18 protein-coding genes and 4 pseudogenes are annotated in these 23269 nt (G+C 56.8%); 17 read left to right on the top strand and 5 right to left on the bottom strand.

Annotated elements, in window-relative coordinates; genetic code table 11:
- Positions 1-2 precede the first annotated feature (2 nt).
- Both B4968_RS24450 and B4968_RS24445 read right to left on the bottom strand, forming a co-directional pair.
- A complete protein-coding gene (locus B4968_RS24450) occupies positions 3-998 on the bottom strand; it encodes an O-linked N-acetylglucosamine transferase family protein (protein ID WP_338153253.1) in 996 nt (331 codons plus the stop codon).
- On the bottom strand, positions 995-1357 hold the full coding sequence (locus tag B4968_RS24445) for a tetratricopeptide repeat protein (protein WP_241525707.1): 363 nt from the start codon (positions 1355-1357) through the stop codon (positions 995-997). Before B4968_RS24445 ends, B4968_RS24450 begins: the two co-directional genes overlap by 4 nt.
- Positions 1358-1799: 442 nt before the next feature.
- On the opposite strand from B4968_RS24445, the gene B4968_RS12150 reads away from it, so the two are divergent.
- From B4968_RS12150 to nusG, 5 genes and pseudogenes are all read left to right on the top strand, one after another.
- A complete protein-coding gene (locus tag B4968_RS12150; RefSeq protein WP_241525706.1) occupies positions 1800-2855 on the top strand; it encodes a GSCFA domain-containing protein in 1056 nt (351 codons plus the stop codon).
- A 230-nt stretch (positions 2856-3085) separates the two neighbouring features.
- A complete protein-coding gene (locus B4968_RS24440) occupies positions 3086-3400 on the top strand; it encodes a hypothetical protein (protein ID WP_241525705.1) in 315 nt (104 codons plus the stop codon).
- Entirely contained in the window at positions 3348-3665 is a 318-nt protein-coding gene (locus B4968_RS24435) for a hypothetical protein (protein ID WP_241525704.1), read from the top strand. The genes B4968_RS24440 and B4968_RS24435 overlap by 53 nt, the downstream gene beginning before the upstream one ends.
- A 66-nt stretch (positions 3666-3731) precedes the next feature.
- The gene (gene secE / locus B4968_RS12140; RefSeq protein WP_083099354.1) at positions 3732-3929 is read left to right on the top strand and encodes a preprotein translocase subunit SecE; all 198 of its coding nucleotides are present in this window, start codon (positions 3732-3734) and stop codon (positions 3927-3929) included.
- Positions 3930-4282: 353 nt separating this feature from the next.
- Positions 4283-4815 (top strand): annotated as a pseudogene (nusG, locus tag B4968_RS12135) (transcription termination/antitermination protein NusG).
- A gap of 132 nt (positions 4816-4947) precedes the next feature.
- Here the strand turns inward: nusG and B4968_RS25235 are convergent.
- Together B4968_RS25235 and B4968_RS12130 are read right to left on the bottom strand one after the other, a co-directional pair.
- Positions 4948-5082 carry a hemerythrin domain-containing protein gene (locus B4968_RS25235; RefSeq protein WP_277620938.1) on the bottom strand — a complete coding sequence of 45 codons (135 nt, stop codon included), beginning with the start codon at positions 5080-5082 and terminating at the stop codon, positions 4948-4950.
- Positions 5069-5530: a hemerythrin domain-containing protein gene (locus B4968_RS12130; RefSeq protein ID WP_139792782.1), complete on the bottom strand. Its 462-nt coding sequence runs from the start codon at positions 5528-5530 to the stop codon at positions 5069-5071. Before B4968_RS12130 ends, B4968_RS25235 begins: the two co-directional genes overlap by 14 nt.
- 238 nt (positions 5531-5768) lie before the next feature.
- Here B4968_RS12130 and rplK point away from each other — a divergent pair, with 238 nt between their 5' ends.
- The 9 genes and pseudogenes from rplK to B4968_RS12090 all read left to right on the top strand — a co-directional run bounded on the left by rplK (position 5769) and on the right by B4968_RS12090 (position 18840).
- Positions 5769-6194, top strand: a complete 426-nt coding sequence (gene rplK, locus B4968_RS12125) for a 50S ribosomal protein L11 (protein ID WP_083099351.1) — start codon at positions 5769-5771, stop codon at positions 6192-6194.
- Between the two features lies 1 nt (position 6195).
- The gene (gene rplA, locus B4968_RS12120; RefSeq protein WP_083099350.1) at positions 6196-6894 is read left to right on the top strand and encodes a 50S ribosomal protein L1; all 699 of its coding nucleotides are present in this window, start codon (positions 6196-6198) and stop codon (positions 6892-6894) included.
- A 393-nt stretch (positions 6895-7287) separates the two neighbouring features.
- On the top strand, positions 7288-7806 hold the full coding sequence (gene rplJ / locus B4968_RS12115; RefSeq protein WP_083099348.1) for a 50S ribosomal protein L10: 519 nt from the start codon (positions 7288-7290) through the stop codon (positions 7804-7806).
- A gap of 81 nt (positions 7807-7887) precedes the next feature.
- Positions 7888-8259, top strand: a complete 372-nt coding sequence (rplL, locus tag B4968_RS12110; protein WP_083099346.1) for a 50S ribosomal protein L7/L12 — start codon at positions 7888-7890, stop codon at positions 8257-8259.
- Positions 8260-8525: 266 nt separating this feature from the next.
- Positions 8526-12660: pseudogene (gene rpoB, locus B4968_RS12105) on the top strand (DNA-directed RNA polymerase subunit beta).
- A 53-nt stretch (positions 12661-12713) separates the two neighbouring features.
- Complete coding sequence (rpoC, locus tag B4968_RS12100; protein WP_083099345.1) at positions 12714-16955, top strand: DNA-directed RNA polymerase subunit beta'; 4242 nt, start codon at positions 12714-12716, stop codon at positions 16953-16955.
- Between the two features lie 209 nt (positions 16956-17164).
- A complete protein-coding gene (locus B4968_RS12095) occupies positions 17165-17707 on the top strand; it encodes a glycosyltransferase (protein ID WP_241525703.1) in 543 nt (180 codons plus the stop codon).
- On the top strand, positions 17694-17972 hold the full coding sequence (locus tag B4968_RS24430) for a glycosyltransferase (RefSeq protein ID WP_241525702.1): 279 nt from the start codon (positions 17694-17696) through the stop codon (positions 17970-17972). Before B4968_RS12095 ends, B4968_RS24430 begins: the two co-directional genes overlap by 14 nt.
- 2 nt (positions 17973-17974) lie before the next feature.
- Positions 17975-18840 (top strand): annotated as a pseudogene (locus B4968_RS12090) (DMT family transporter).
- Between the two features lie 41 nt (positions 18841-18881).
- Here B4968_RS12090 and B4968_RS12085 read toward each other — a convergent pair.
- Positions 18882-19690: pseudogene (locus tag B4968_RS12085) on the bottom strand (putative rhamnosyl transferase).
- Positions 19691-20181: 491 nt separating this feature from the next.
- Here B4968_RS12085 and rpsL point away from each other — a divergent pair.
- From rpsL to fusA, 3 genes are read left to right on the top strand one after another with little or no spacing between them, the layout of a single operon-like run.
- On the top strand, positions 20182-20553 hold the full coding sequence (gene rpsL, locus B4968_RS12080; protein WP_005621086.1) for a 30S ribosomal protein S12: 372 nt from the start codon (positions 20182-20184) through the stop codon (positions 20551-20553).
- Positions 20554-20568: 15 nt separating this feature from the next.
- The gene (gene rpsG / locus B4968_RS12075) at positions 20569-21039 is read left to right on the top strand and encodes a 30S ribosomal protein S7 (RefSeq protein WP_058335875.1); all 471 of its coding nucleotides are present in this window, start codon (positions 20569-20571) and stop codon (positions 21037-21039) included.
- Between the two features lie 21 nt (positions 21040-21060).
- Positions 21061-23178, top strand: coding sequence for an elongation factor G (fusA, locus tag B4968_RS12070; RefSeq protein WP_083099343.1), 2118 nt, complete (start codon positions 21061-21063; stop codon positions 23176-23178).
- Positions 23179-23269: the final 91 nt, after the last annotated feature.

The following is a 23269-nucleotide window of genomic DNA, read 5'->3' as shown; positions in this document are numbered from 1 at the left end:
GATCAGATATTCTTCAAGAAGCGTTCGCTGCCGGGCGGGCAGCTGACATGGTCGCAGATGAAATAGTCCAGCGCCGTGGTGCCAAGGGTGCCGGGAAAGCCGAGATATGACATCTGCAGCGGTGCCAGCCGGTGGGAAAAGAGCGCTGTGCGGCTGTCGCCGCTAAAGCCTTTGAGGTCGACAGCAATATCAAGACCATCCTGTTGCACCATTTTCAGGACGTCGGCGTCCGACATCTGGCTGATGTCCCTGAAGCTGGAGACAGCGCTGCTCACACGGCTACGCATGGCGTCCACCGGGGCGGTGTCATACGAGTAGGCGATAATGTCAAAGCGGCTTTTGTCGTGGGCTTCAAGTAGCCCGGCCATCAGGCGCATGGTGGCGTGATCGTGATAGTCCGAGGAAAAATACCCAATGCGCAGCCGGTGTGGCCGCTCTGGTGTCTCAGGCTCTGCCGCCAGCGGGGCAGCGGGTTGAACCACAGGCTGCGTCAGTGGCTGCACCACAGGCAATTGCGCCGTGGCATAGGCCTGGGTGCGCAGCCGCAGCAGGTCAGGATTATCTTCAAAGGTCAGGGCGTAGAACGGAGCGCAGGGCTTGCCGGTGAGACCCAGCGGGCGGCGATTGTTCTGGTATTCCTCGATCCAGGACCAGTCATTGAGTTTGGCCTGGGCATGCAGCTTGGCGGCGCGGGCGCTGTCATTGCCGGGATTCTTCTCCAGCACGGCTTCAAAGCTGGCAATGGCCTGCTCTGTGTCGCCCGCCATTGTTTGCAATTGGGCCAGATTATACTGCGCCTCAACCAGCTGTGGCGCCAGCTCTATTGTCTGCTCCAGCAGCGCCTTGGCCTGAAGTTTTTGCCCGGATTTCAGCAGGGCATTGCTGTAGTTGAAGAGGATGTCCGCGTTGTCCGGCGCCTGTCTGGCGGCCTCACTGAACAGGGGAATGGCCTCAGCCAGACGCCCGAGATCGAGCAGGGTGTTTGCCATATTGGTCAGGCTGTCCAGATGGGCGGCGTCCAGCGACAGGGCCTTTTTATACAGCGCCAGTGCGTTTTCGGTCTGGCACCCTGGGCGCGGTAGACTTCTCCCAGGCTGCAGAAGGATGCCGGATCTCTGGGATTGAGCTCGCAGGCCTTGTTGAGGCAGGTCGCCGCTTCGTCCAGGTTTTTTGCCTGCAGGTGGCAATTTCCCAAAACACCCCAAAGAAAATGGGATTTACGGAAGGTATTCAAAAGTGCTGCACATTTGGCCGCAACGGAGGTGTGCAGCCCGGCTTCACAATCGGCAAGCAGTAAATTTTGCTGATCCAATGGGGGGTTTTGGTCTGTTTGAACACGATTTTGCAGCGTGGCCAATGCCTCGCGTGCGCGGGTGTTCTTTGGGAACTTGGCCAGAATGTCACCATATATCTTGGCGGCGTCCGCGTGCCTTTTGTCCCGCTCCAACTGATTGGCTTTGTTCATGGATGTAGCGATGTTCATGGAATCCTATCTCACAGTCTCGCAAAGGGCGGCCAGGCGTCATTCTGAGACCTCAGGCCGGGTTCTCTATGGATATTCGAAGGGAATTAAGATTGAGTTGCCTCAAACTTTGCACAGCTCAAACAGTGTGTTTCCACAGAGCGCTTCCACAGAGCGCTTCCACAGTGCGTTTCCAAGGTGCACGAGGCCGTGGTTCCCGCCGACCTTTGGTGGCGGTGCTGTTGCAAAAGAATTGTTTTTCTGCGGTGCCGTGCCTAGGCTGTGCCAAAATGACAGCAGGCAAGATGATATGAGTGAGCAACACCAAAACCCCTAGGTGGGTTTGCCGGAAACTGCCTTTTGGAAAACCGCAGTTGCGGCGAAAAACCCGCTTGAGATTTCACAGCTGTGGCAGCCAAAATTTGCGGTGGCGCCCGACCACAGGGTGATTACGGCAGGCTCGTGCTTTGCGCAGCACTTTAGCCGGGCGCTGCTGGCGCGCGACTATAAATGGATGGACAGTGAACCTGCGCCAAAACTGTTGAGCGAAGAGCAGGCGCGTGACTTCAATTACGGGAGCTTCTCGTTTCGCAGTGGCAATATCTATACGGCCCGAATGCTGCGCCAATGGCTGAGCTACGCCTTTGAGGAAGAGGAGCAACCGGCGGAATACTGGCAGAAGGACGGGCGTATTTATGACCCGCTGCGCCCGGCAATAGAGCCGGATGGCTTTGCCAGCGTCGCGGAAATGCAGGCCTCGCGCACCGCAACCCTGGCGGCCATCCGGCAGGCGGTGACAGAGGCGGATGTCTTTGTCTTTACCATGGGGCTGACCGAATGCTGGCGCCACCGGCAAAGCGGTCTGGAATATGCAATGTGCCCGGGCACTGTGGCCGGCGACTTTGATCCGGCCTGTCATGAATTTGTCAATCAGGGCTATGCCGGAATATGGCGCGACATGCGCGCGGCGCTTAAGGTGCTGCGCCGGGCCAATGCCAAACTGCAGGTCCTGTTGACGGTCTCACCGGTGCCGCTGACCGCGACCGCTTCGGGGCAGCATGTGCTGACGGCCACCTCGCATTCCAAATCGGTCCTGCGTGCCGTGGCGGGTGAGTTGGCGGCGGACTACAAACATGTCGACTATTTCCCGTCGTATGAAATTATCACGCATCCGGCCTATCGCGGTATGTTCTACGCCCCCAACCAGCGCAGCGTGGTGCAGCAGGGGGTCAATCATGTGATGGAGAGCTTCTTTGCCTGCCAGTACGAGACCTTTCCCTGGGTAAAGCGCAAAGCCAGTCGCGGCGCAAAACCACAGGTGGTGAGCAAGGTGGCAGGAGCCAGTGAGCGGGCGGTCAAATGTGACGAGGAGTTCCTGGATGCCTTTGGATAAAAGCCGCGAAAACCAGCGCATCGCGCCAGACAAAAGGCCAGACGAAAAGCCAGACACAGAAGGCCTCAAAGCAAAAGCCGCAGCGCTTCTGCGTTTTTGGCGACAGTCATATTGCCTGCATCAAACATGCGCTGGACGAGGGGCTGCTTGATCTGCAGGGGGTAGAGCTGGAATTCTGGGGCGCGCCGGGGCCACAGTTTCGCGACCTGCACTTTCTTGACGGACAGTTAGTGGGCACCACCGAGGCGGCGCGGGATAATCTGGCAAAGATCAACCCGGCCCGTAGTGCAGCCCTGGTGCCGCAGGATTTTGATGGCTTTTTGTTCATCGGCTGCCGCTTGCGGCTGTCTGAGTTCCTGGTGCCGCTGTTGCAAAATCAGGCCGGAAAGCCGGGCTTTGTGTCAGCGGCGGTGCGCGACCTCATGCTGGTGCGCTGGCTGGAGGGCTGTCGCTGGTATCGTGCCGCCGCGGGAGTTTGCCAAAGAGCGGCCAGTGTATTTTTCTCCAGCAGGATTCCTCAACGAGGGGGTTCTCAGCGAAGATGATCTGGCCAGTGCCATCAATACCGAGGCCACGGCAGCTGACCGACGCGCGCTTTGGCAGCAGATGGAGGCGGCCATGGCGCAAGACAGTGTCCAGCTGCTGCGCCAGCCCGAAGAGACCGTGACGCGTGGCGCCTTGACGGCACGCAGCTATGCCACCACCCTGGGGGCGCAGGATGACGATGCGGTGCACAAAAACGGCGCCTATGGGGCGCTGATCCTAAATCAGGCCCTGGCGCAGCTGCGGTTGTCGCAGAAAACAGCCTAGGGCTTGAAATCGAGGGCTGTTGGCGTTACATGCCGCAGACCCTGCTAGCAGAGAGATACAAGGCACATGGCCACCATCAATCCCGTTCAGTTCATCCAGCAAGTCCGTGCCGAGGTAAGCAAGGTCGTCTGGCCTACCCGTCGCGAAGTTATGCTGACCACAGTCATGGTCTTTATCATGGCCGCTTTGACAGCCGTTTTCTTTGCTATGGTTGATCTGCTGATCCGCTTTGGCCTGCAGGGCCTGTTGGGCATGTTTGGCTAAAACAGTGCGGACGGCTGCCAGCTTGGCTGACGCGCCTGCCAAAGGCCGCTCTCTAGCGGCATAGGCTGGAGTTTGACTGGGGTTTGACTGGGGTTTGAACGGCACAGCTCCTACAGGCCTGATCCAGACCCCCATTCAAACAAGCCTGCACAAAACCCGGCCCGGCTCTTGATCTTGGCCGCATTGGCGGGTAGGGGAGCCAGAAACTCTGGCGTGGGGGTGTGGCGGTTTGAGTTGCGCGCCGATTTTTGTTCAGGCACGTCATGTGTTTTGGGCAGGATTGCGGCAGATATTCAAATTCACTGGCGGCGACAAAAAATCTGTCGCCCGGCAAAACAAGGACGGTCAAGTTCATGGCGAAACGGTTGTATTCGGTCAGCGTTCTTTCGAACTTCGAAAAGAAAATCGCAGAGCAGATTCGCACCTCGGTTGCCGAGCAGGGGCTTGAGGATGAAATCGACGAAGTTCTGGTCCCCACGGAAGAGGTGATCGAAATTTGTCGCGGCAAAAAAGTCACGACAGAGCGGCGCTTTATGCCCGGCTATGTGCTGGTGCACATGGAGATGTCCGACCGCGGCTATCACCTGATTTCCTCGATCAACCGGGTCACTGGCTTCCTGGGCCCGCAAGGCCGCCCCATGCCAATGCGCGACGCCGAAGTTCAGGGCATCCTGGGCCGTGTCGAAGAAGGTATCGAGGCACCACGCACGCTGATCTCCTTTGAGATTGGTGACAAGGTCAAGGTCAACGATGGTCCGTTTGAGGACTTTGATGGCATGGTTGAGGGCGTCGATGATGGCGCCAGAAACTGAAAGTCTCTGTTTCGATCTTTGGTCGTGAAACCCCGGTCGAGCTGGACTTTACCCAGGTCACCAAACAGAGCTGATCGCCGATCCGATCCGGAATTTAAAAACGCCGCGAAGTCCTAAGGCTCGCGGCGTTTTTGTTTCTGAGTGGCGGTTGTATGGGCGAAAGGCGAGTTGATGCTGGCTGTGCCAGGCCGCCTAAAAGGGCGCCGTCAGATCGACCCGAGGTAGTACCCGATGGCCTCCGCCAGCTCAGTTTCCTCATAGCCAAAATGCGAGCGTACGACCTCTTCCAGTTTTCGAAAAATAGTGGCGGCCTGAGCGAAGTTCGCATCACTGGGGATCATCCGCCAGTGCCTCCGCTGCACGACCGAGGCGGATGATCAACTCATGGACCACCTCGTGCTCTGACTTCAGCTTGGCCACAATCTCGCGGAACTTTCCTCCGCCTGCGGCCTCGATCCGGGGGAACATGTCAGTGTTTTCAATGTCGTGGTGAAACTTGAGAATCTGGCACTCGCGGCCGCACAGCGATCCAAACGCTTGAAAATTCTCAGCCATGTCGAGGGACAGCACGATCTGCTTCAGATGCTCAGGTGGCGTGTCGCGCGCGTCAATCCGCGCCAGCACCGCAGCGATTTGGGCCATCTCCATCAGATAGTGACGATGGATTGCCGCCAGTTGCCGCCCTTGGCGACGGTGCATGTCTGTTGCAGCCGGCACCGGCGGTGCTTTTTGTCGGGCGGCCTCATTGAGGCTGAGCTCATCCAGCAATTGGGTTGAAAGATCAGTCATGATGGACAAAAAACGCCTTACTCAGGTTAAGTCAAGGACCTCTCCTTTAGACTGAGGCCGGGCCGTGGGTTTTGTCAGGCTTGCCCACTTGCCAGCTACGCCATTCCGCGGTAGATGCGCCCAATCGTCTTTGGGCGAGATTCTCTCGTGGGAGATTCGGAGGTCGCGATCTTCGGTCGGACCACGCAACACCAAACCGGATGGGACGCGTCTCATCCTTCGTTGAAAGGACAACCAAATGGCTAAGAAGCTTGTTGGTTCGATGAAACTGCAGGTTGCTGCAGGTCAGGCAAACCCATCCCCGCCAGTTGGCCCCGCATTGGGTCAGCGCGGCATCAACATCATGGAATTCTGCAAGGCGTTCAACGCCAAGACCGCAGATCTGGAGCCCGGTGCGCCGTGCCCAACCGTGATCACCTACTACCAGGACAAATCCTTCACCATGGAAATCAAGACGCCTCCTGCGTCTTATTACCTGAAGAAGGCTGCTGGTGTTAAGTCCGGCGCCAAGACACCTTCGCGTGAAACCGTTGGTACTGTGACTGCTGCTCAGGTGAAAGAAATCGCCGAAGCAAAGATGAAAGATCTGAACGCCAACGATATTGAAGCGGCGATGAAGATCATTCTGGGCTCTGCCCGGTCTATGGGCATTGAGGTGAAGTAAGATGGCAAAGCTCGGAAAACGTACACGCTCCGCCCGCGAAGCTTTCGCTGGCAACGCCAACCTCTCTGTTGAAGCCGCTGTTGCCCTGGTCAAGGCCAATGCAACTTCGAAATTCGACGAAACCATCGAGATCGCTCTGAACCTCGGCGTTGACACCCGTCACGCGGATCAGATGGTTCGTGGTGTTGTCGGCCTGCCAAACGGCACCGGTAAATCCATGCGCGTTGCTGTCTTTGCCCGTGGCGCCAAGGCTGACGAAGCCACGGCTGCTGGTGCAGACATTGTTGGCGCAGAAGACCTGATGGAAGCAATTCAGGGCGGCACCATCGATTTTGATCGTTGCATCGCCACCCCTGACATGATGCCCATCGTTGGTCGTCTGGGTAAGATCCTCGGCCCACGTAACCTGATGCCTAACCCCAAGGTTGGCACCGTGACCATGGACGTCAAAGCGGCTGTTGAAGCGGCCAAAGGCGGCGAAGTCCAGTTCAAAGCGGAAAAAGGCGGCGTTGTGCACGCAGGTGTTGGCAAAGCGTCTTTTGACGAAGCCAAGCTGGCTGAAAACGTCAGCGCCTTTATCAGCGCAGTTGCAATAGCACGTCCTGCCGGTGCCAAGGGTGCCTACATGAAGAAGATCGTTCTGTCTTCGACCATGGGTCCAGGCGTGACTCTTGACGTGGACGGCGCTGTCTCCGAGTGAGATAGGCCTCCGGTCTGATGCGGATTTGAATGGGCGGGCCTCCGGGTGCCGCCCATTTTTGTTGACATTTGCATCAAATTGCCACGGTCCTGTCCCTGCGTTGCTGAAATGGGGCATTTACTGCTTGGATATCGCTTAAATTGCCAGTAATACGACCAAGAGGTAAAGCGTGCGATTCGTCGTGCGCTTTATTTCATTTCGTCCAAGATGGTGGGTGACCTGTCGATCGGGTCTTAATTTCCCTCCTGAGACGGGAAAGACAAAAAAGATCGAGAGTTTTTTATGCGCTCGGGCGACGTTGGCTATCCCTGTAAAACGGACTTGAACGCCAGGCAATTCTTGTCTGGCACATCAATGAGCCGGGGTGTTTACGCCCCAAATTTGGAGAGAACTGTGGATAGAGCCCAGAAAGAGAAATTGGTCGAGGAACTCGGCCAGATCTTCGAAAGCTCTGGCGTCGTGGTGGTTTCCCACTACGTCGGTCTGACAGTTGCTGAGATGCAGGACCTACGAGCACGCGCAAGCGAAGCTGGTAGTGCCGTGCGTGTTGCCAAAAACAGGCTCGCCAAAATCGCCCTCGAGGGAAAGCCGTGTGAAAGCATATCTGACCTGCTGACGGGGATGACTGTTCTGACCTACTCTGAGGACCCTGTGGCAGCTGCCAAAGTGGCCGAAGATTTCGCCAAAGAGAACAAGAAATTCGAAATTCTTGGCGGCGCAATGGGTGAGAACCTTCTGGACCGGGCTGGTGTTACAGCTGTGTCGAAAATGCCTTCGCGCGACGAGCTTATTGCTCAGATCGCAAGCTGCATTGGCGCACCTGCAAGCAACATCGCTGGGGCCATTGGCGCACCTGCAAGCAATATCGCAAGCATCCTTTCGACCATCGAAGAGAAGGCGGAAGCTGCGTAAGCGGTTGGTACTGAATGACTGGCGTGGGGTTTCAACCCATACGTTAGAACACATACACTGAACACGGAAAGAGCTGATACAATGGCTGATCTGAAAGCACTCGCAGAAAGCATCGTGGGTCTGACCCTGCTGGAAGCACAAGAACTGAAAACCATCATAAAAGACGAGTATGGCACCGAGCCCGCCGCTGGCGGCGCAGTAGAAATGGCAGCCGGCGACGCCGGTGGCGCTGCTGAAGAAGAGAAAACTGAATTCGACGTCGTTCTGAAGAACGCCGGCGCATCCAAGATCAACGTGATCAAAGAAGTCCGCGCACTGACCGGTCTTGGCCTGAAAGAAGCCAAAGAGCTGGTTGAAGCTGGTGGCAAGATCAAAGAAGGCGTGTCGAAAGACGAAGCCGAAGAAGTCAAAGGCAAGCTGGAAGCAGCTGGCGCCGAAGTCGAAGTGGCCTAAGCCATTTCTTCTGGGGAAAGGGTCGGGGTTTCCTGACCTTTCCTTGCAAAATTCAGGCTGGATCCGAGGTAATTCGGGTCCAGCCGAATCTGTCTCAGCAAGGACCATTATTCAGTGGTCTTTTCTCAGGCGAGGTTCAACGGATCGGGAGGCCGCCATTCGGGACGGTGGCCATGAATAGATCCAACCACGCTGTCTCGTATGGGCAAGATGCTGTGGCCCGGCAGCAGTCTTGACCGGTGAGAACTCGAAAGGTGACATCTGACATGGCTCAATCGTTCCTTGGCCAGAAACGTCTACGCAAGTATTATGGCAAAATCCGCGAAGTGCTGGATATGCCGAACCTCATTGAGGTTCAGAAATCGTCTTACGACCTGTTTCTCCGTTCCGGAGATTCCCCTGAGCCGCTCGACGGCGAAGGCATCAAAGGCGTCTTCCAGTCGGTATTCCCGATCAAGGATTTTACGAAACCTCCGTTCTGGAGTTCGTAAAATACGCGTTTGAAAAACCAAAATATGATGTCGAAGAGTGCATGCAGCGCGACATGACCTATTCAGCGCCGCTGAAGGTCACTCTGCGTCTGATCGTGTTTGATATCGACGAAGATACCGGCGCCAAGTCGGTCAAAGACATCAAGGAACAGGATGTCTTCATGGGCGATATGCCTCTGATGACCCCCAATGGCACTTTTGTTGTCAACGGCACCGAGCGCGTTATCGTCTCGCAGATGCACCGCTCGCCTGGCGTGTTCTTTGACCACGACAAGGGCAAGACGCATTCCTCGGGTAAACTGCTGTTTGCCTGCCGCATCATCCCGTATCGCGGCTCCTGGCTGGACTTTGAATTCGACGCCAAAGACATGTCTTTGCCCGGATTGACCGTCGCCGTAAACTTCCTGTGACCACCCTGCTCTATGCGCTGGGGCTGGACCAGGAAGCCATCATGGACGCCTATTACGACACGGTGAACTACTCGCTCGACCCCAGCCGTGGCTGGGTAACGCCGTTCTTCCCTGATCGTGTCCGTGGCACCCGTCCGACCTTTGATCTGGTTGATGCCGCCTCCGGTGAGGTCTTTGCCGAAGCTGGCAAAAAGGTAACACCCCGTGCCGTGAAGAAGATGATCGACGAAGGTGCGATCAACAATCTTCTGGTGCCGTTCGAGAACATCATTGGCAAGTTTGTCGCCAAGGATATCATCAACGAAGAAAACGGTGCGATCTACGTTGAGGCCGGCGATGAGCTGACCATGGAATACGACAAGGGTGGCGAGATCATTGGCGGTACCGTCAAGGAACTGATGGATGCCGGTATCACCGACATTCCTGTTCTCGACATCGACAACATCAACGTCGGCCCCTATATGCGCAACACCATGGCGGCAGATAAAAACATGGGTCGCGACACCGCCCTCATGGATATCTACCGCGTCATGCGTCCGGGTGAGCCACCCACCGTTGAGGCAGCCTCGGCGCTGTTTGACACATTGTTCTTTGATAGCGAGCGCTATGATCTCTCGGCCGTTGGTCGTGTGAAAATGAACATGCGTCTGGCTCTGGATGCCGACGATGCCCAGCGGACTCTGCGCAAAGAAGATATCGTGTCTTGCATCAAGGCCCTGGTTGATCTGCGTGATGGTCGCGGCGGCATCGATGACATCGACCACCTTGGCAACCGTCGTGTGCGCTCTGTTGGCGAGCTGATGGAAAACCAGTACCGCGTTGGTCTGCTGCGCATGGAGCGCGCCATCAAGGAACGTATGTCCTCGGTTGAGATCGACACTGTGATGCCACAGGATCTGATCAACGCCAAACCAGCTGCGGCTGCGGTACGTGAATTCTTTGGCTCTTCGCAGCTGTCGCAGTTCATGGACCAAACCAACCCGCTGTCGGAAGTCACCCACAAACGCCGTCTCTCGGCGCTTGGGCCTGGCGGTCTGACCCGCGAACGTGCTGGCTTTGAAGTTCGAGATGTTCACCCGACCCACTATGGACGGATGTGTCCGATTGAAACGCCGGAAGGCCCGAACATTGGTCTGATCAACTCGCTGGCGACCTTTGCCCGCGTCAACAAATATGGCTTTATCGAAACACCCTACCGTGTGGTGAACGAAGGTCAGGTGACTGACGAAGTGCACTACATGTCGGCGACCGAAGAAATGCGTCACACTGTGGCGCAGGCCAACGCCTCGCTTGATGCGGACGGTAAGTTCACCAGCGATCTGGTCTCGACCCGTCAGTCCGGTGACTACACGCTGGCGCCCAGCGAAAGCGTCGACCTTATTGACGTCTCACCTAAACAGCTGGTCGCGGTTGCGGCGTCGCTTATTCCGTTCCTGGAAAATGACGATGCGAACAGGGCCCTGATGGGCTCGAACATGCAACGTCAGGCGGTTCCGCTTCTGCGTGCCGAGGCGCCTCTGGTTGGCACCGGTATCGAAGAAGTTGTGGCCCGCGATTCTGGTGCGGCGATCATGGCGAAACGCGGCGGCATCATCGACCAGGTCATGCCGCAGCGTATCGTTATCCGCGCCACCTCTGATCTTGAGTTGGGCGACGCAGGCGTAGACATCTACCGCATGCGTAAATTCCAGCGCTCGAACCAGAACACCTGCATCAACCAGCGTCCGCTGGTGCGTGTTGGCCAGGAATTTACGCAAGGGCGAAGTTATTGCCGATGGTCCGTCTACCGATATCGGTGAGCTGGCGCTGGGTAAAAACGTCGTCGTGGCCTTCATGCCCTGGAACGGCTACAACTACGAAGACTCCATTCTGATCTCCGAGCGTATTGCCCGCGATGACGTCTTTACTTCGATCCACATCGAAGAATTCGAGGTCGCCGCCCGTGATACCAAGCTGGGCCCGGAAGAAATCACCCGGGACATCCCCAACGTTGGTGAAGAAGCGCTGCGCAACCTCGATGAGGCTGGCATTGTCTACATTGGCGCCGATGTTGAACCCGGTGATATTCTGGTCGGCAAGATCACACCAAAGGGCGAGAGCCCAATGACGCCGGAAGAAAAACTGCTGCGCGCCATCTTTGGTGAAAAAGCCTCGGACGTGCGTGACACATCCCTGCGGGTAAAGCCTGGTGACTACGGCACAATCGTCGAAGTCCGCGTCTTTAACCGTCATGGTGTGGAAAAAGACGAACGTGCGCTGCAGATCGAGCGTGAAGAAGTCGAACGTCTGGCCCGTGACCGGGACGACGAGCTGGCCATTCTTGACCGCAACATCTATGCGCGTCTGCGTGGCATGCTGCTGGGTAAAAATCCTGTCAAAGGCCCCAAGGGCGTGCGCACCGGCACAGCAATCGACGAAGATACACTGTCGATGCTCAGCCGTGGTCAGTGGTGGATGATTGCTCTCGAAGACGAGCAGGATGCCAAAGCCGTTGAGGCGCTGAACGAGCAGTATGAAGCACAGAAACGTGCTCTGGACGCCCGTTTTGAGGACAAGGTCGAAAAAGTCCGCCGTGGTGACGATCTGCCACCCGGTGTGATGAAGATGGTCAAAGTCTTTATCGCGGTGAAGCGTAAGCTGCAGCCAGGCGATAAGATGGCCGGTCGTCACGGCAACAAAGGTGTGATCTCGAAAGTGGTTCCCATGGAGGACATGCCGTTCCTTCAGGATGGCACCCCGGTCGATTTCTGTCTGAACCCACTGGGCGTTCCATCGCGGATGAACGTTGGTCAGATCCTTGAAACGCACATGGGCTGGCCGCACGCGGTCTGGGCATCAAGGTGGATGACGCGCTGCAGGACTACCGTCGCTCTGGCGATCTGACTCCTGTGCGCGATGCGATGAAACATGCCTACGGTGACAACGTCTACGACGAAGGCATCGCGGATATGTCCGAGTTTGACCTCGTTGAGGCAGCTGGCAACGTGGTCAACGGTGTTCCGATTGCAACACCGGTCTTTGATGGCGCCAAAGAGGCTGATGTGAACGACTCGCTCATCCGGGCTGGGTTTGACACTTCTGGTCAGTCGATCCTGTTTGATGGTCGCACCGGCGAGCAGTTTGCCCGTCCTGTGACCGTTGGCATCAAGTATCTGCTGAAACTGCATCACCTGGTGGACGACAAAATCCACGCGCGTTCCACCGGCCCATACTCGCTGGTTACCCAGCAGCCATTGGGTGGTAAGGCGCAGTTTGGTGGTCAGCGTTTCGGGGAAATGGAAGTCTGGGCTCTCGAAGCCTATGGCGCTGCCTACACCCTGCAGGAAATGCTCACTGTCAAATCGGATGATGTCGCAGGTCGGACCAAGGTCTATGAATCGATCGTCAAGGGCGAGGACAACTTTGAAGCGGGCGTGCCCGAAAGCTTCAACGTTCTGGTCAAAGAAGTCCGTGGCCTCGGCCTGAACATGGAACTCCTGGATGCGGAGGATGAGGAGTAGGGGCGCGTGCCCCTTCTTCCTTCCCCCTTTTCCGCGAAATTTGAGGTATCAAAATGAACCAGGAAATCACCAACAACCCGTTCAACCCGCTGACGCCAACCAAGACCTTTGATGAAATCAAAGTGTCGCTGGCCTCGCCGGAACGGATCCTGTCGTGGTCTTATGGCGAAATCAAAAAGCCAGAAACCATCAACTACCGGACCTTCAAGCCTGAGCGCGATGGTCTGTTCTGTGCCCGTATCTTTGGCCCGATCAAAGATTACGAATGCCTGTGCGGTAAATATAAACGCATGAAGTATCGCGGCGTTGTCTGCGAGAAATGTGGTGTTGAAGTTACCCTGCAAAAAGTGCGCCGTGAGCGCATGGGCCATATCGAACTGGCCGCGCCCGTTGCGCATATCTGGTTCCTGAAATCGCTGCCATCTCGCATTGGTCTCATGCTGGACATGACCCTGCGTGATCTTGAGCGGGTTCTGTACTTTGAAAACTACGTTGTTATCGAGCCTGGTCTGACCGACCTGACCTACGGCCAGATGATGACCGAAGAAGAGTACATGGACGCCCAGGATGCCTTTGGCATGGACGCGTTCACCGCCAATATCGGTGCTGAGGCGATCCGCGAAATGCTGGCGGCAATTGATTTGGATTCCGAGGCAGAGCACCTGCGCGCCGAGCTGGCCGAGGCCACCGGTGAGCTGAAGCCCAAGAAGATCATCAAACGTCTGAAAGTTGTGGAATCCTTCCTGGAATCCGGCAACCGTCCAGAGTGGATGATCATGACCGTGATCCCGGTTATCCCACCAGAGCTGCGCCCGCTGGTGCCGCTGGATGGCGGCCGTTTCGCGACCTCTGACCTCAACGATCTGTATCGTCGGGTGATCAACCGGAACAACCGTCTGAAGCGTCTGATTGAACTTCGCGCGCCTGATATCATCGTGCGCAACGAAAAGCGGATGCTGCAGGAATCTGTGGATGCGCTGTTTGACAACGGCCGTCGTGGCCGCGTCATCACCGGTGCCAACAAGCGTCCGCTGAAATCGCTCAGCGACATGCTGAAGGGTAAGCAGGGTCGTTTCCGTCAGAACCTTTTGGGGAAACGCGTCGACTTCTCCGGTCGTTCGGTCATTGTGACCGGTCCCGAGCTGAAGCTGCATCAGTGTGGCTTGCCCAAAAAGATGGCCTTGGAACTGTTCAAACCCTTCATCTACTCGCGTCTTGAGGCCAAAGGTCTGTCCTCTACCGTGAAGCAGGCGAAGAAGCTGGTGGAAAAAGCGCGTCCCGAAGTCTGGGATATTCTGGACGAAGTCATCCGCGAACACCCTGTGATGCTGAACCGGGCGCCAACGCTGCACCGTTTGGGGATCCAGGCGTTTGAACCCACGCTGATCGAAGGCAAGGCTATCCAGCTGCACCCGCTGGTCTGCTCGGCCTTCAACGCTGACTTTGACGGTGACCAGATGGCTGTTCACGTGCCACTGAGCCTTGAGGCCCAGCTGGAAGCACGTGTTCTGATGATGTCGACCAACAACGTTCTGTCGCCTGCAAACGGTGCACCGATCATTGTTCCGTCGCAGGATATGATCCTGGGTCTCTACTATGTGACCCTGGACCGCGAAGGCATGATCGGCGAAGGCAAGGTCTTTGGCACTATTGAGGAAGTCCAGCACGCGCTGGACGCGGGGGAAGTTCACCTGCACTCTCGCGTGACGGCTCGGGTTCCGCAGATCGACGACGAAGGCAACGAAGTCCTGCAGCGGTTTGAAACCACGCCGGGCCGGGTTTTGCTGGGATCGTTGCTGCCGAAAAACGCCAAGGCACCGTTTGAGCTGGTCAACCGTCTTCTGCGTAAGAAAGAAGTGCAGCAGGTCATCGATACGGTCTACCGCTACTGCGGTCAGAAAGAGTCGGTTATCTTCTGTGACCAGATCATGACCATGGGTTTCCGCGAAGCCTTTAAGGCGGGGATTTCCTTTGGCAAGGACGACATGGTTGTTCCTGAAACCAAATGGCCCATCGTCAACGAGACCCGCAGCCTGGTGAAGGACTTTGAACAGCAGTACATGGACGGCCTGATTACTCAGGGCGAAAAGTACAACAAAGTTGTCGATGCCTGGTCCAAATGTAACGACCGCGTCACCGATGCCATGATGACCACGATTTCGACCTCCAAACGCCATGAAGATGGCTCTGAGGCGGAACCGAACTCGGTCTACATGATGGCGCACTCCGGTGCCCGTGGTTCGGTTACGCAGATGAAACAGCTGGGCGGTATGCGCGGTCTGATGGCGAAACCAAACGGCGACATCATCGAGACACCGATCATCTCGAACTTTAAGGAAGGCCTGTCGGTTCTGGAGTACTTCAACTCCACCCACGGCGCCCGTAAAGGTCTGTCGGATACGGCTCTGAAAACGGCGAACTCGGGTTATCTGACCCGTCGTCTGGTGGATGTTGCACAGGACTGCATCGTGCGGGACCGTGACTGCGGCACCGAAAATTCGATCACGGCGCAGGCCGCGGTCAATGACGGTGAAGTCGTGGCGAGCCTTGGCGAGCGTATCCTGGGTCGTGTGACGGCCGAAGATATCAAACGCCCCGGCTCTGACGAGATCCTGGCCGCCTCTGGTCAGCTGATCGATGAACGTCTGGCAGACACCATCGAGGAAGCTGGCGTTCAGACCATGCGGATCCGGTCGCCTCTGACCTGTGAAGCCGAAGAAGGCGTCTGCGCCATGTGCTATGGTCGTGACCTTGCACGCGGCACCATGGTCAACACCGGTGAAGCTGTCGGCATTATTGCCGCGCAGTCGATTGGTGAACCCGGTACACAGCTGACAATGCGGACCTTCCACATTGGCGGCGTTGCACAGGGTGGTCAGCAGTCCTTCCAGGAAGCCAGCCACGAGGGCAAGATCGTCTTTGAAAACGAAAACACTCTGAAAAACTCCGATGGAGATGTTCTGATTGTTGGTCGTAACATGAAGATGATCATCCAGGACGAACACGGTGAAGAGCGTGCCAGCCACAAGCTGAGCTACGGCTCGAAACTGATTGTCAAAGCGGGCCAGCAGATCGGCCGCGGCGACAAGCTGCTTGAATGGGATCCCTACACGCTGCCGATCATCGCCGAGAAGTCCGGTACAGCCAAATATGTCGACCTTGTTTCAGGTATCGCCGTGCGCGACGAGACCGATGAAGCAACCGGCATGACCCAGAAAATCGTGATCGACTGGCGCGCCGCCCCCAAAGGCAGCGAACTCAAGCCTGAGATCATTCTGGTTGGCACCGATGGCGAACCGATGCGCCTCGATAATGGCAACCCGGTAACCTATCCAATGTCCGTGGACGCGGTCATGTCCGTTGAGGATGGTGACGCGGTTCAGGCCGGTGACGTTGTTGCGCGTATCCCGCGTGAAGGCGCCAAGACCAAGGACATTACCGGTGGTCTGCCACGGGTTGCGGAACTGTTTGAAGCCCGTCGTCCCAAGGACCACGCCATCATCGCCGAGCTGGATGGTTACGTGCGCTTTGGCCGCGACTACAAAAACAAGCGCCGGATCTCTATTGATCCTGCGGATGAGTCCCGCGACGCCGTCGAATACATGGTGCCCAAGGGCAAGCACATTCCTGTTCAGGAAGGTGACTTCGTCCAAAAGGGTGACTACATCATGGACGGCAACCCGGCGCCGCATGACATCCTTGGCATCATGGGTGTAGAGGCTCTGGCCAACTACATGATCGACGAAGTGCAGGACGTTTACCGCCTGCAGGGTGTGAAGATCAACGATAAGCACATCGAAGTCATCGTGCGTCAGATGCTGCAGAAGTGGGAGATCTCGGACTCGGGTGAAACCACGCTGCTCAAAGGCGAACATGTGGACAAGGCAGAGTTCATTGCAGCCAATGAAAAGGCCCTGTCGCGCAGCAAACGTCCGGCAAAAGGCGCGCCGATCCTGCTTGGGATCACCAAGGCGTCGCTGCAGACCCGTTCGTTTATCTCGGCGGCCTCCTTCCAGGAGACCACACGGGTTCTGACCGAAGCATCTGTTCAGGGCAAACGGGACAAGCTGGTTGGTTTGAAAGAAAACGTCATCGTTGGCCGTCTGATCCCAGCCGGGACCGGTGGTGCGACGCAGCGTGTGCGCTCGATTGCTCAGGGTCGCGACAACGTGGTGCTCGAAGCGCGCCGCATTGAAGCCGAAGCGGCTGCAGCCCTGGCTGCTCCGGTTGCCGAAAGCGATCTTGCGAGTGATACTTTTGACAATCTGGTGGACACACCAGAAAGCCGCGATTGATTTCAGACCCGCTCTGACATGACAAGATTGCAAACCCCTGCACCATTGGTGTGGGGGTTTTCTTTTGGCTGGGCGTCTGGGCACAAGTGACAGGGCGTTTGTGCACAAGATTTGTGTCGGCGACGCCATTAGTCTAACTGGAGGGCAGGGGTGGCATTTCCATCCGGGGCTCTCACGCCTTTTGGTCGAATATTTCAACAGGAGTTTTGATGGCGCAGCGGTTGAAAATGGTGGGTCTGGTACGCTTTTCCGTTCTGACACCAACCTATTACTCAGAGCGTTTTTCGAGCCTGGAAGAAACGGCAAAGCATCTGTTTTCCCCTGACCGGATGGAGCTGCGTTTCAGCGTCTTTGAGCAATTGTGCCTGCCGTCGCTGCTGCAGCAAAGCGATGAGGCCTTTGATCTGGTGGTTCTGACCGCGACCTCGATGCCGAAAGCCTATCTCACCCGGCTGCGGGATCTTTTGGCACCCTATCCAAACCTGCATTGCCGACCGGTTGGCACCCGCAATCACTACCGTTTGCTGCGCCAGGGCTATGAATCCGTGCCGCAGGAGGGCGAGAGCCACCGGATCCTGTTTCGTCTCGACGATGATGACGCGGTCGACCTGGACTTTGTCCGCCGTACCAAGGCGCTGGCGGCGGGGCTTTTGCCACTGCAGGGGCCAGAGAACGCGTTTGTGATTGCCCATAATCGCGGCTTTTATTTGCGGGCTACCTCCGAAGGCCCCGAGGTTTTTGAATGCCATTGAGCAGGCGCCGCTTTCGGCTGGAACGGCGCTGGTCGCACCAGCTGCCAGCAGGGCCAACCCCTACAGGTTCAACCACCGCAAACTGGCGCGCCACTACAATCTCTATTCCGACATGCAGGTGCCTGCCTATATCCGCACCATTCACAGCGATAATAAGTCAGAACCGGCCCAGACCGGGATCTCGCGGCGGATGGAGCCGGATGAGATAGACGCCAGCCTGCAGACCCATTTTGGCCTGAGCCTCGCCCGTTTGAAAGCGATCTGAGCATGAGCCCGAACCAGACCGGCGCTTTTTTGATGATGGGGGCCATGGCGGCCTTTACTTGCAATGACACGCTGGTCAAAGCGGTCGGAGGCGCCTTGCCGCTGTCGCAAATTCTGGTTCTGCGCGGTGTTATGGCCAGTCTGTTGATCTTTGCCCTGGCGCGGTATCAGGGCAGCCTGCGCCTTAAACTCTCGCGCAGGGACTGGGGGCTGGTGGCGCTGCGCTGCGCTGCCGAGGCAGGGGCGACCTTCTTTTTCCTGACCGCGCTGATGCGCATGCCTATCGCCATATAACGGCGGTTTTGCAGATGCTGCCACTGACCGTCACCCTTGGCGCGGCCCTGTTGTTTAACGAGCAGGTGGGCTGGCGGCGGATGATGGCAATTCTGGCGGGGTTTTGTGGAATGTTGCTGATCGTGCGGCCGGGGCCGGCCGGGTTTGACGCGGCCTCGCTCTATGCGCTTGGCGCGGTCGCCTGTGTTACGCTGCGCGATCTGGTGACGCGGCGGATGTCGCCAAATGTACCGTCCCTAACCGTCACCCTGATGGCGTCGCTTTCGGTTTTGACCTTTGGCAGTCTCTATAGCTTTTGGCAGGACTGGCAACCGGTCGGGGCACGTGAGGTGACTATGCTTGCTGGGGCGGCCTGTTTTATCCTTGGCGGCTATCTGTGTTCGGTGATGACCATGCGGGTTGGCGACATCGCGGTGGTCTCGCCGTTTCGCTACACAGGGCTGCTCTGGGCTCTGGTGCTTGGCTGGGCGGTTTTTGGCGACTGGCCCGATGCACTGACCCTGATGGGGGGCGCTTTGGTGGTCGCGGCCGGGTTGTTCACGCTTTTCCGCGAGCGCCGTCTGGCCCGCGGCTGATCCCAGCCTCCAGATCGGTTTGGATCACCTGGTTGAGCGCGCTAGGGCGCAGGCGCAAAGACGCGACGAACCTGATCCTGGCGCAGGGCAAAGCGGGCGTCGAAATCCGCAATCTGTTCCGGCTCAAGCGGCAGAACAGGCACCGGTTTCACCTTTTTCTGCCGTGAATCGTTATAGCCGTTGTGGCTACGCACAAACATCGGCGCATCGCTGATCGTGACCGTTGGCATGAAGCGCAGGATTTTCTCATGGGCAAAGTTCATGATGGTGAGCGGGCAGTTACCCTGCACATACATCCCCAGAGAGGCACATAATAGGGGCGGTGGATCTCGGTGGCGGCGATGCCCTCGGGGCCCAGTTCTGCGACATAGCCGCGATTGAAATCTACCGCCATGGTCCTGTTGTTGCGCAGCAGTCCTTGGCAGTCGTCAATGGTCTGGCGCAGCCGCTCGACGAAATCCACCGAGACGGCATCGTCGTCATCGTGGCGGAACTGCAGGCAGGGCGCCTTGGGGTCGCGCCGCGCCGCATTCAGGATTTCCTTCATGACTTCGCGTTGTTTGCGCGGCGGCTCGACATGGATCCTGATTTGCTCAATATCGGCGCAAAGGTCGCGCAGCCGCGCAACATGATGTGCGGGCAGGCTGTCGCCTATCACAATGATCAGTTCAAAATCCTGATCTGTCTGTTCGCGCAGGCAGGGCAGGGCGATGGTTTCCATCAGGCGAAACCGCTCTTCGAGCCGGGCCTCACCGTATAAAAAGGCAATGCGGTCTTCTAACGAGTCGTGCTCGACCTGAAAGCCGCCGATGGCAGGATAAGAAAATCGACAAAGACCAATGACCTGCATGTGGGATATCCTGAAATCTGTGCGCCAAGAGAGAGCGACCTGGCCTGTCGCGCAACTATGCATGGAGCTCACGCAGGCTGCAAGTCGCACACCGCCCGGGCGGCATCGCAGCAGGCGGCGAATGTGCCTCAGCTTTGCAACGAGGGGCGGCTGCTATAACAATGGATCCGGTCCGGAAGGTCTGGACTTTGGCGGGTGAGGCGGGCCTCTTCCCAGAAGCTTGGGGCTGTTGTTGACAATGGTTGCGACTCCCCATATACGCGCGGTTATCCGGCAACAGAGGGTCGCCTCTAAAGCCGATATCAATACTGTTATGCGTCCAGGTTCAGGAACTTTTTTCACCTGAACCCTCTGTAAAATCACCGCGTTGTTCACCTCGGAATGGGAGCAATTGCGGTTTTTACGCTTGCGGACGCGCGAGTGTGTGAAGACCTAGCCGTATGCTCGATGAGCGTACATGAACAAAGTTGCGAAACGGGGAAAAAACCGGAATGCCAACGATCCAACAGCTGATCCGCAAGCCGCGTCAGCCAAAAGTAAAGCGCTCCAAGTCCATGCACCTGGAGCAGTGCCCACAGAAACGCGGCGTGTGCACACGTGTTTATACCACCACACCTAAGAAGCCGAACTCCGCGATGCGGAAAGTTGCGAAGGTTCGCCTGACCAACGGTTTCGAAGTGATCTCTTACATCCCGGGTGAAAGCCACAACCTTCAGGAACACTCCGTGGTTCTGATCCGCGGCGGTCGTGTAAAAGACCTTCCGGGTGTCCGTTACCACATCCTGCGTGGTGTGTTGGATACCCAAGGCGTCAAAGACCGTAAACAACGTCGTTCGAAGTACGGCGCGAAGCGTCCTAAATAAGAAGGAGAGGCTGATATGTCACGTCGTCACGCCGCTGAAAAACGCGAAGTACTGCCAGACGCAAAGTTTGGCGACCGCGTTCTGACCAAATTTATGAATAACCTGATGATCGATGGCAAAAAGGCGGTCGCTGAGCGTATCGTTTATAACGCTTTCGATCGTGTTGAAGGTAAGATCAAGCGCGCCCCCGTGGAAGTTTTCCACGAAGCGCTGGAAAACATCAAACCATCGGTCGAAGTTCGTTCGCGCCGTGTGGGTGGTGCGACTTACCAGGTTCCAGTCGAAGTACGCCCCGAGCGTCGCGAAGCATTGGCCATCCGTTGGTTGATCACTGCGGCCCGCAAGCGCAATGAAAACACCATGGAAGAGCGCCTTGCAGGCGAGCTGATGGATGCTGTTCAATCGCGCGGTACTGCTGTTAAGAAACGCGAAGACACCCACAAAATGGCCGAAGCTAACAAAGCCTTCAGCCACTATCGTTGGTAATTTCCAGAGGACATTAGACCAATGGCACGCGAGTATACTCTCAACCATTACCGTAACTTCGGTATCATGGCGCACATCGATGCAGGTAAAACCACCTGTTCCGAGCGGATCCTGTACTACACCGGCAAATCCCACAACATTGGTGAGGTGCACGACGGTGCGGCCACCATGGACTGGATGGAGCAGGAGCAGGAACGCGGCATCACCATCACCTCGGCGGCGACCACCACGTTTTGGGAACGCACCGAAGATGGCGAAACTGCTGATACGCCCAAGCACCGGATGAACATCATCGACACCCCCGGCCACGTTGACTTCACCATTGAAGTTGAACGTTCGCTGGCGGTTCTTGATGGTGCCGCTGCTTTTCTTGACGCCAACGCTGGTGTTGAGCCGCAGACAGAAACCGTGTGGCGTCAGGCTGACCGCTACAAGGTTCCACGGATTGTGTTCGTCAACAAGATGGACAAAATCGGCGCGGACTTCTTCAACTGCGTTAAGATGATCAAAGACCGTACCGGTGCGATCCCTTGCCCAATCCAAATTCCGATTGGCGCAGAGACCGAGCTGGAAGGCATGATCGACCTGGTCACCATGAAAGAATGGGTCTGGGCCGGTGAAGATCTCGGCGCAAGCTGGGAAAAGCGCGAAATTCGTGCCGAGTTGAAAGACCTGGCTGACGAATGGCGTGCGAATATGATCGAAGTTGCCGTCAAAATGGACGACGACGCAATGGAAGCTTATCTGGAAGGCGAAGAGCCTGACGAAGTGACCCTGCGCCGCCTGATCCGTGAAGGCACCCTCGCGATCAAATTCATCCCGGTTCTGTGTGGTTCTGCGTTCAAGAACAAAGGCGTTCAGCCTCTGCTCAACGCTGTAATCGACTATCTGCCCAGCCCGCTGGACGTTGTTGATTACATGGGCTTCAAACCCGGTGACGAGACAGAAACCCGTGACATCCCGCGTCGTGCGGATGATGAAATGGCCTTCTCTGCGCTGGCGTTCAAAATCATGAACGACCCCTTTGTTGGTTCGCTGACCTTTACGCGGATCTACTCGGGTACCTTGGCCAAAGGCGAAACACTGCTGAACTCGACCAAAGGTCGTAAAGAGCGTGTTGGCCGGATGATGATGATGCACTCGAACGACCGTGAAGAGATCACGGAAGCGTTTGCGGGCGACATTATCGCGCTGGCTGGTCTGAAAGACACCACCACAGGTGACACGCTCTGCGCCGTCAACGATCCGGTGGTTCTGGAAACCATGACCTTCCCCGATCCGGTTATCGAGATCGCGGTTGAGCCCAAGACCAAAGCGGACCAGGAGAAAATGTCTCAGGGTCTGGGTCGTCTGGCTGCTGAAGATCCATCCTTCCGCGTGGAAACTGACCTCGAATCCGGTCAGACCATCATGAAGGGCATGGGCGAACTTCACCTGGACATCCTGGTTGACCGTCTCAAGCGTGAATTCAAGGTTGAAGCCAACATTGGTGCGCCTCAGGTTGCTTACCGCGAGACCATTGGTCACGAGGTCGAGCACTCCTACACCCACAAGAAACAGTCGGGTGGTTCGGGCCAGTTTGCCGAGGTGAAACTGATCATCACGCCAACAGAGCCAGGCGAAGGGTTCTCGTTTGAATCCCGGATCGTTGGTGGTGCTGTTCCCAAGGAATACATCCCAGGCGTTGAAAAAGGCATCAAATCGGTTATGGACAGCGGCCCTCTGGCTGGCTTCCCCGTGATCGACTTCAAGGTTGCCCTGATCGACGGTAAGTTCCACGATGTTGACTCCAGTGTTCTGGCCTTTGGAATCGCCGCCCGTATGGGCATGCGTGAAGGCATGCGCAAAGCTGGCGCCAAGATGCTGGAACCGATCATGAAGGTCGAAGTGATTACGCCGGAAGACTACACCGGTGGCATCATTGGCGATTTGACTTCGCGTCGTGGCCAGGTGACTGGTCAGGAAAACCGCGGCAACGCCATTGCAATCGACGCAATGGTGCCGCTGGCGAACATGTTCGGCTACATCAACACGCTGCGTTCGATGTCCTCGGGTCGTGCAAACTTCTCGATGCAGTTCGACCATTATGATCCCGTTCCGCAGGCTATCTCGGATGAGATCCAGGCGAAATTCGCGTAAGCGATCAAGAATTGTAGGGTGTGCGGTCGCCGCGCACCCTGTACAGATAAAAGGAGGCCATCATGGCTAAGGAAAAGTTTGAACGTAATAA

Source organism: Pseudophaeobacter leonis (assembly GCF_002087335.1).
In the GTDB taxonomy this organism is placed as follows: domain Bacteria; phylum Pseudomonadota; class Alphaproteobacteria; order Rhodobacterales; family Rhodobacteraceae; genus Pseudophaeobacter; species Pseudophaeobacter leonis.
The sequence above is the reverse complement of the archived record's forward strand: the minus strand, read 5'-3'. Positions and strand labels throughout refer to the sequence as shown.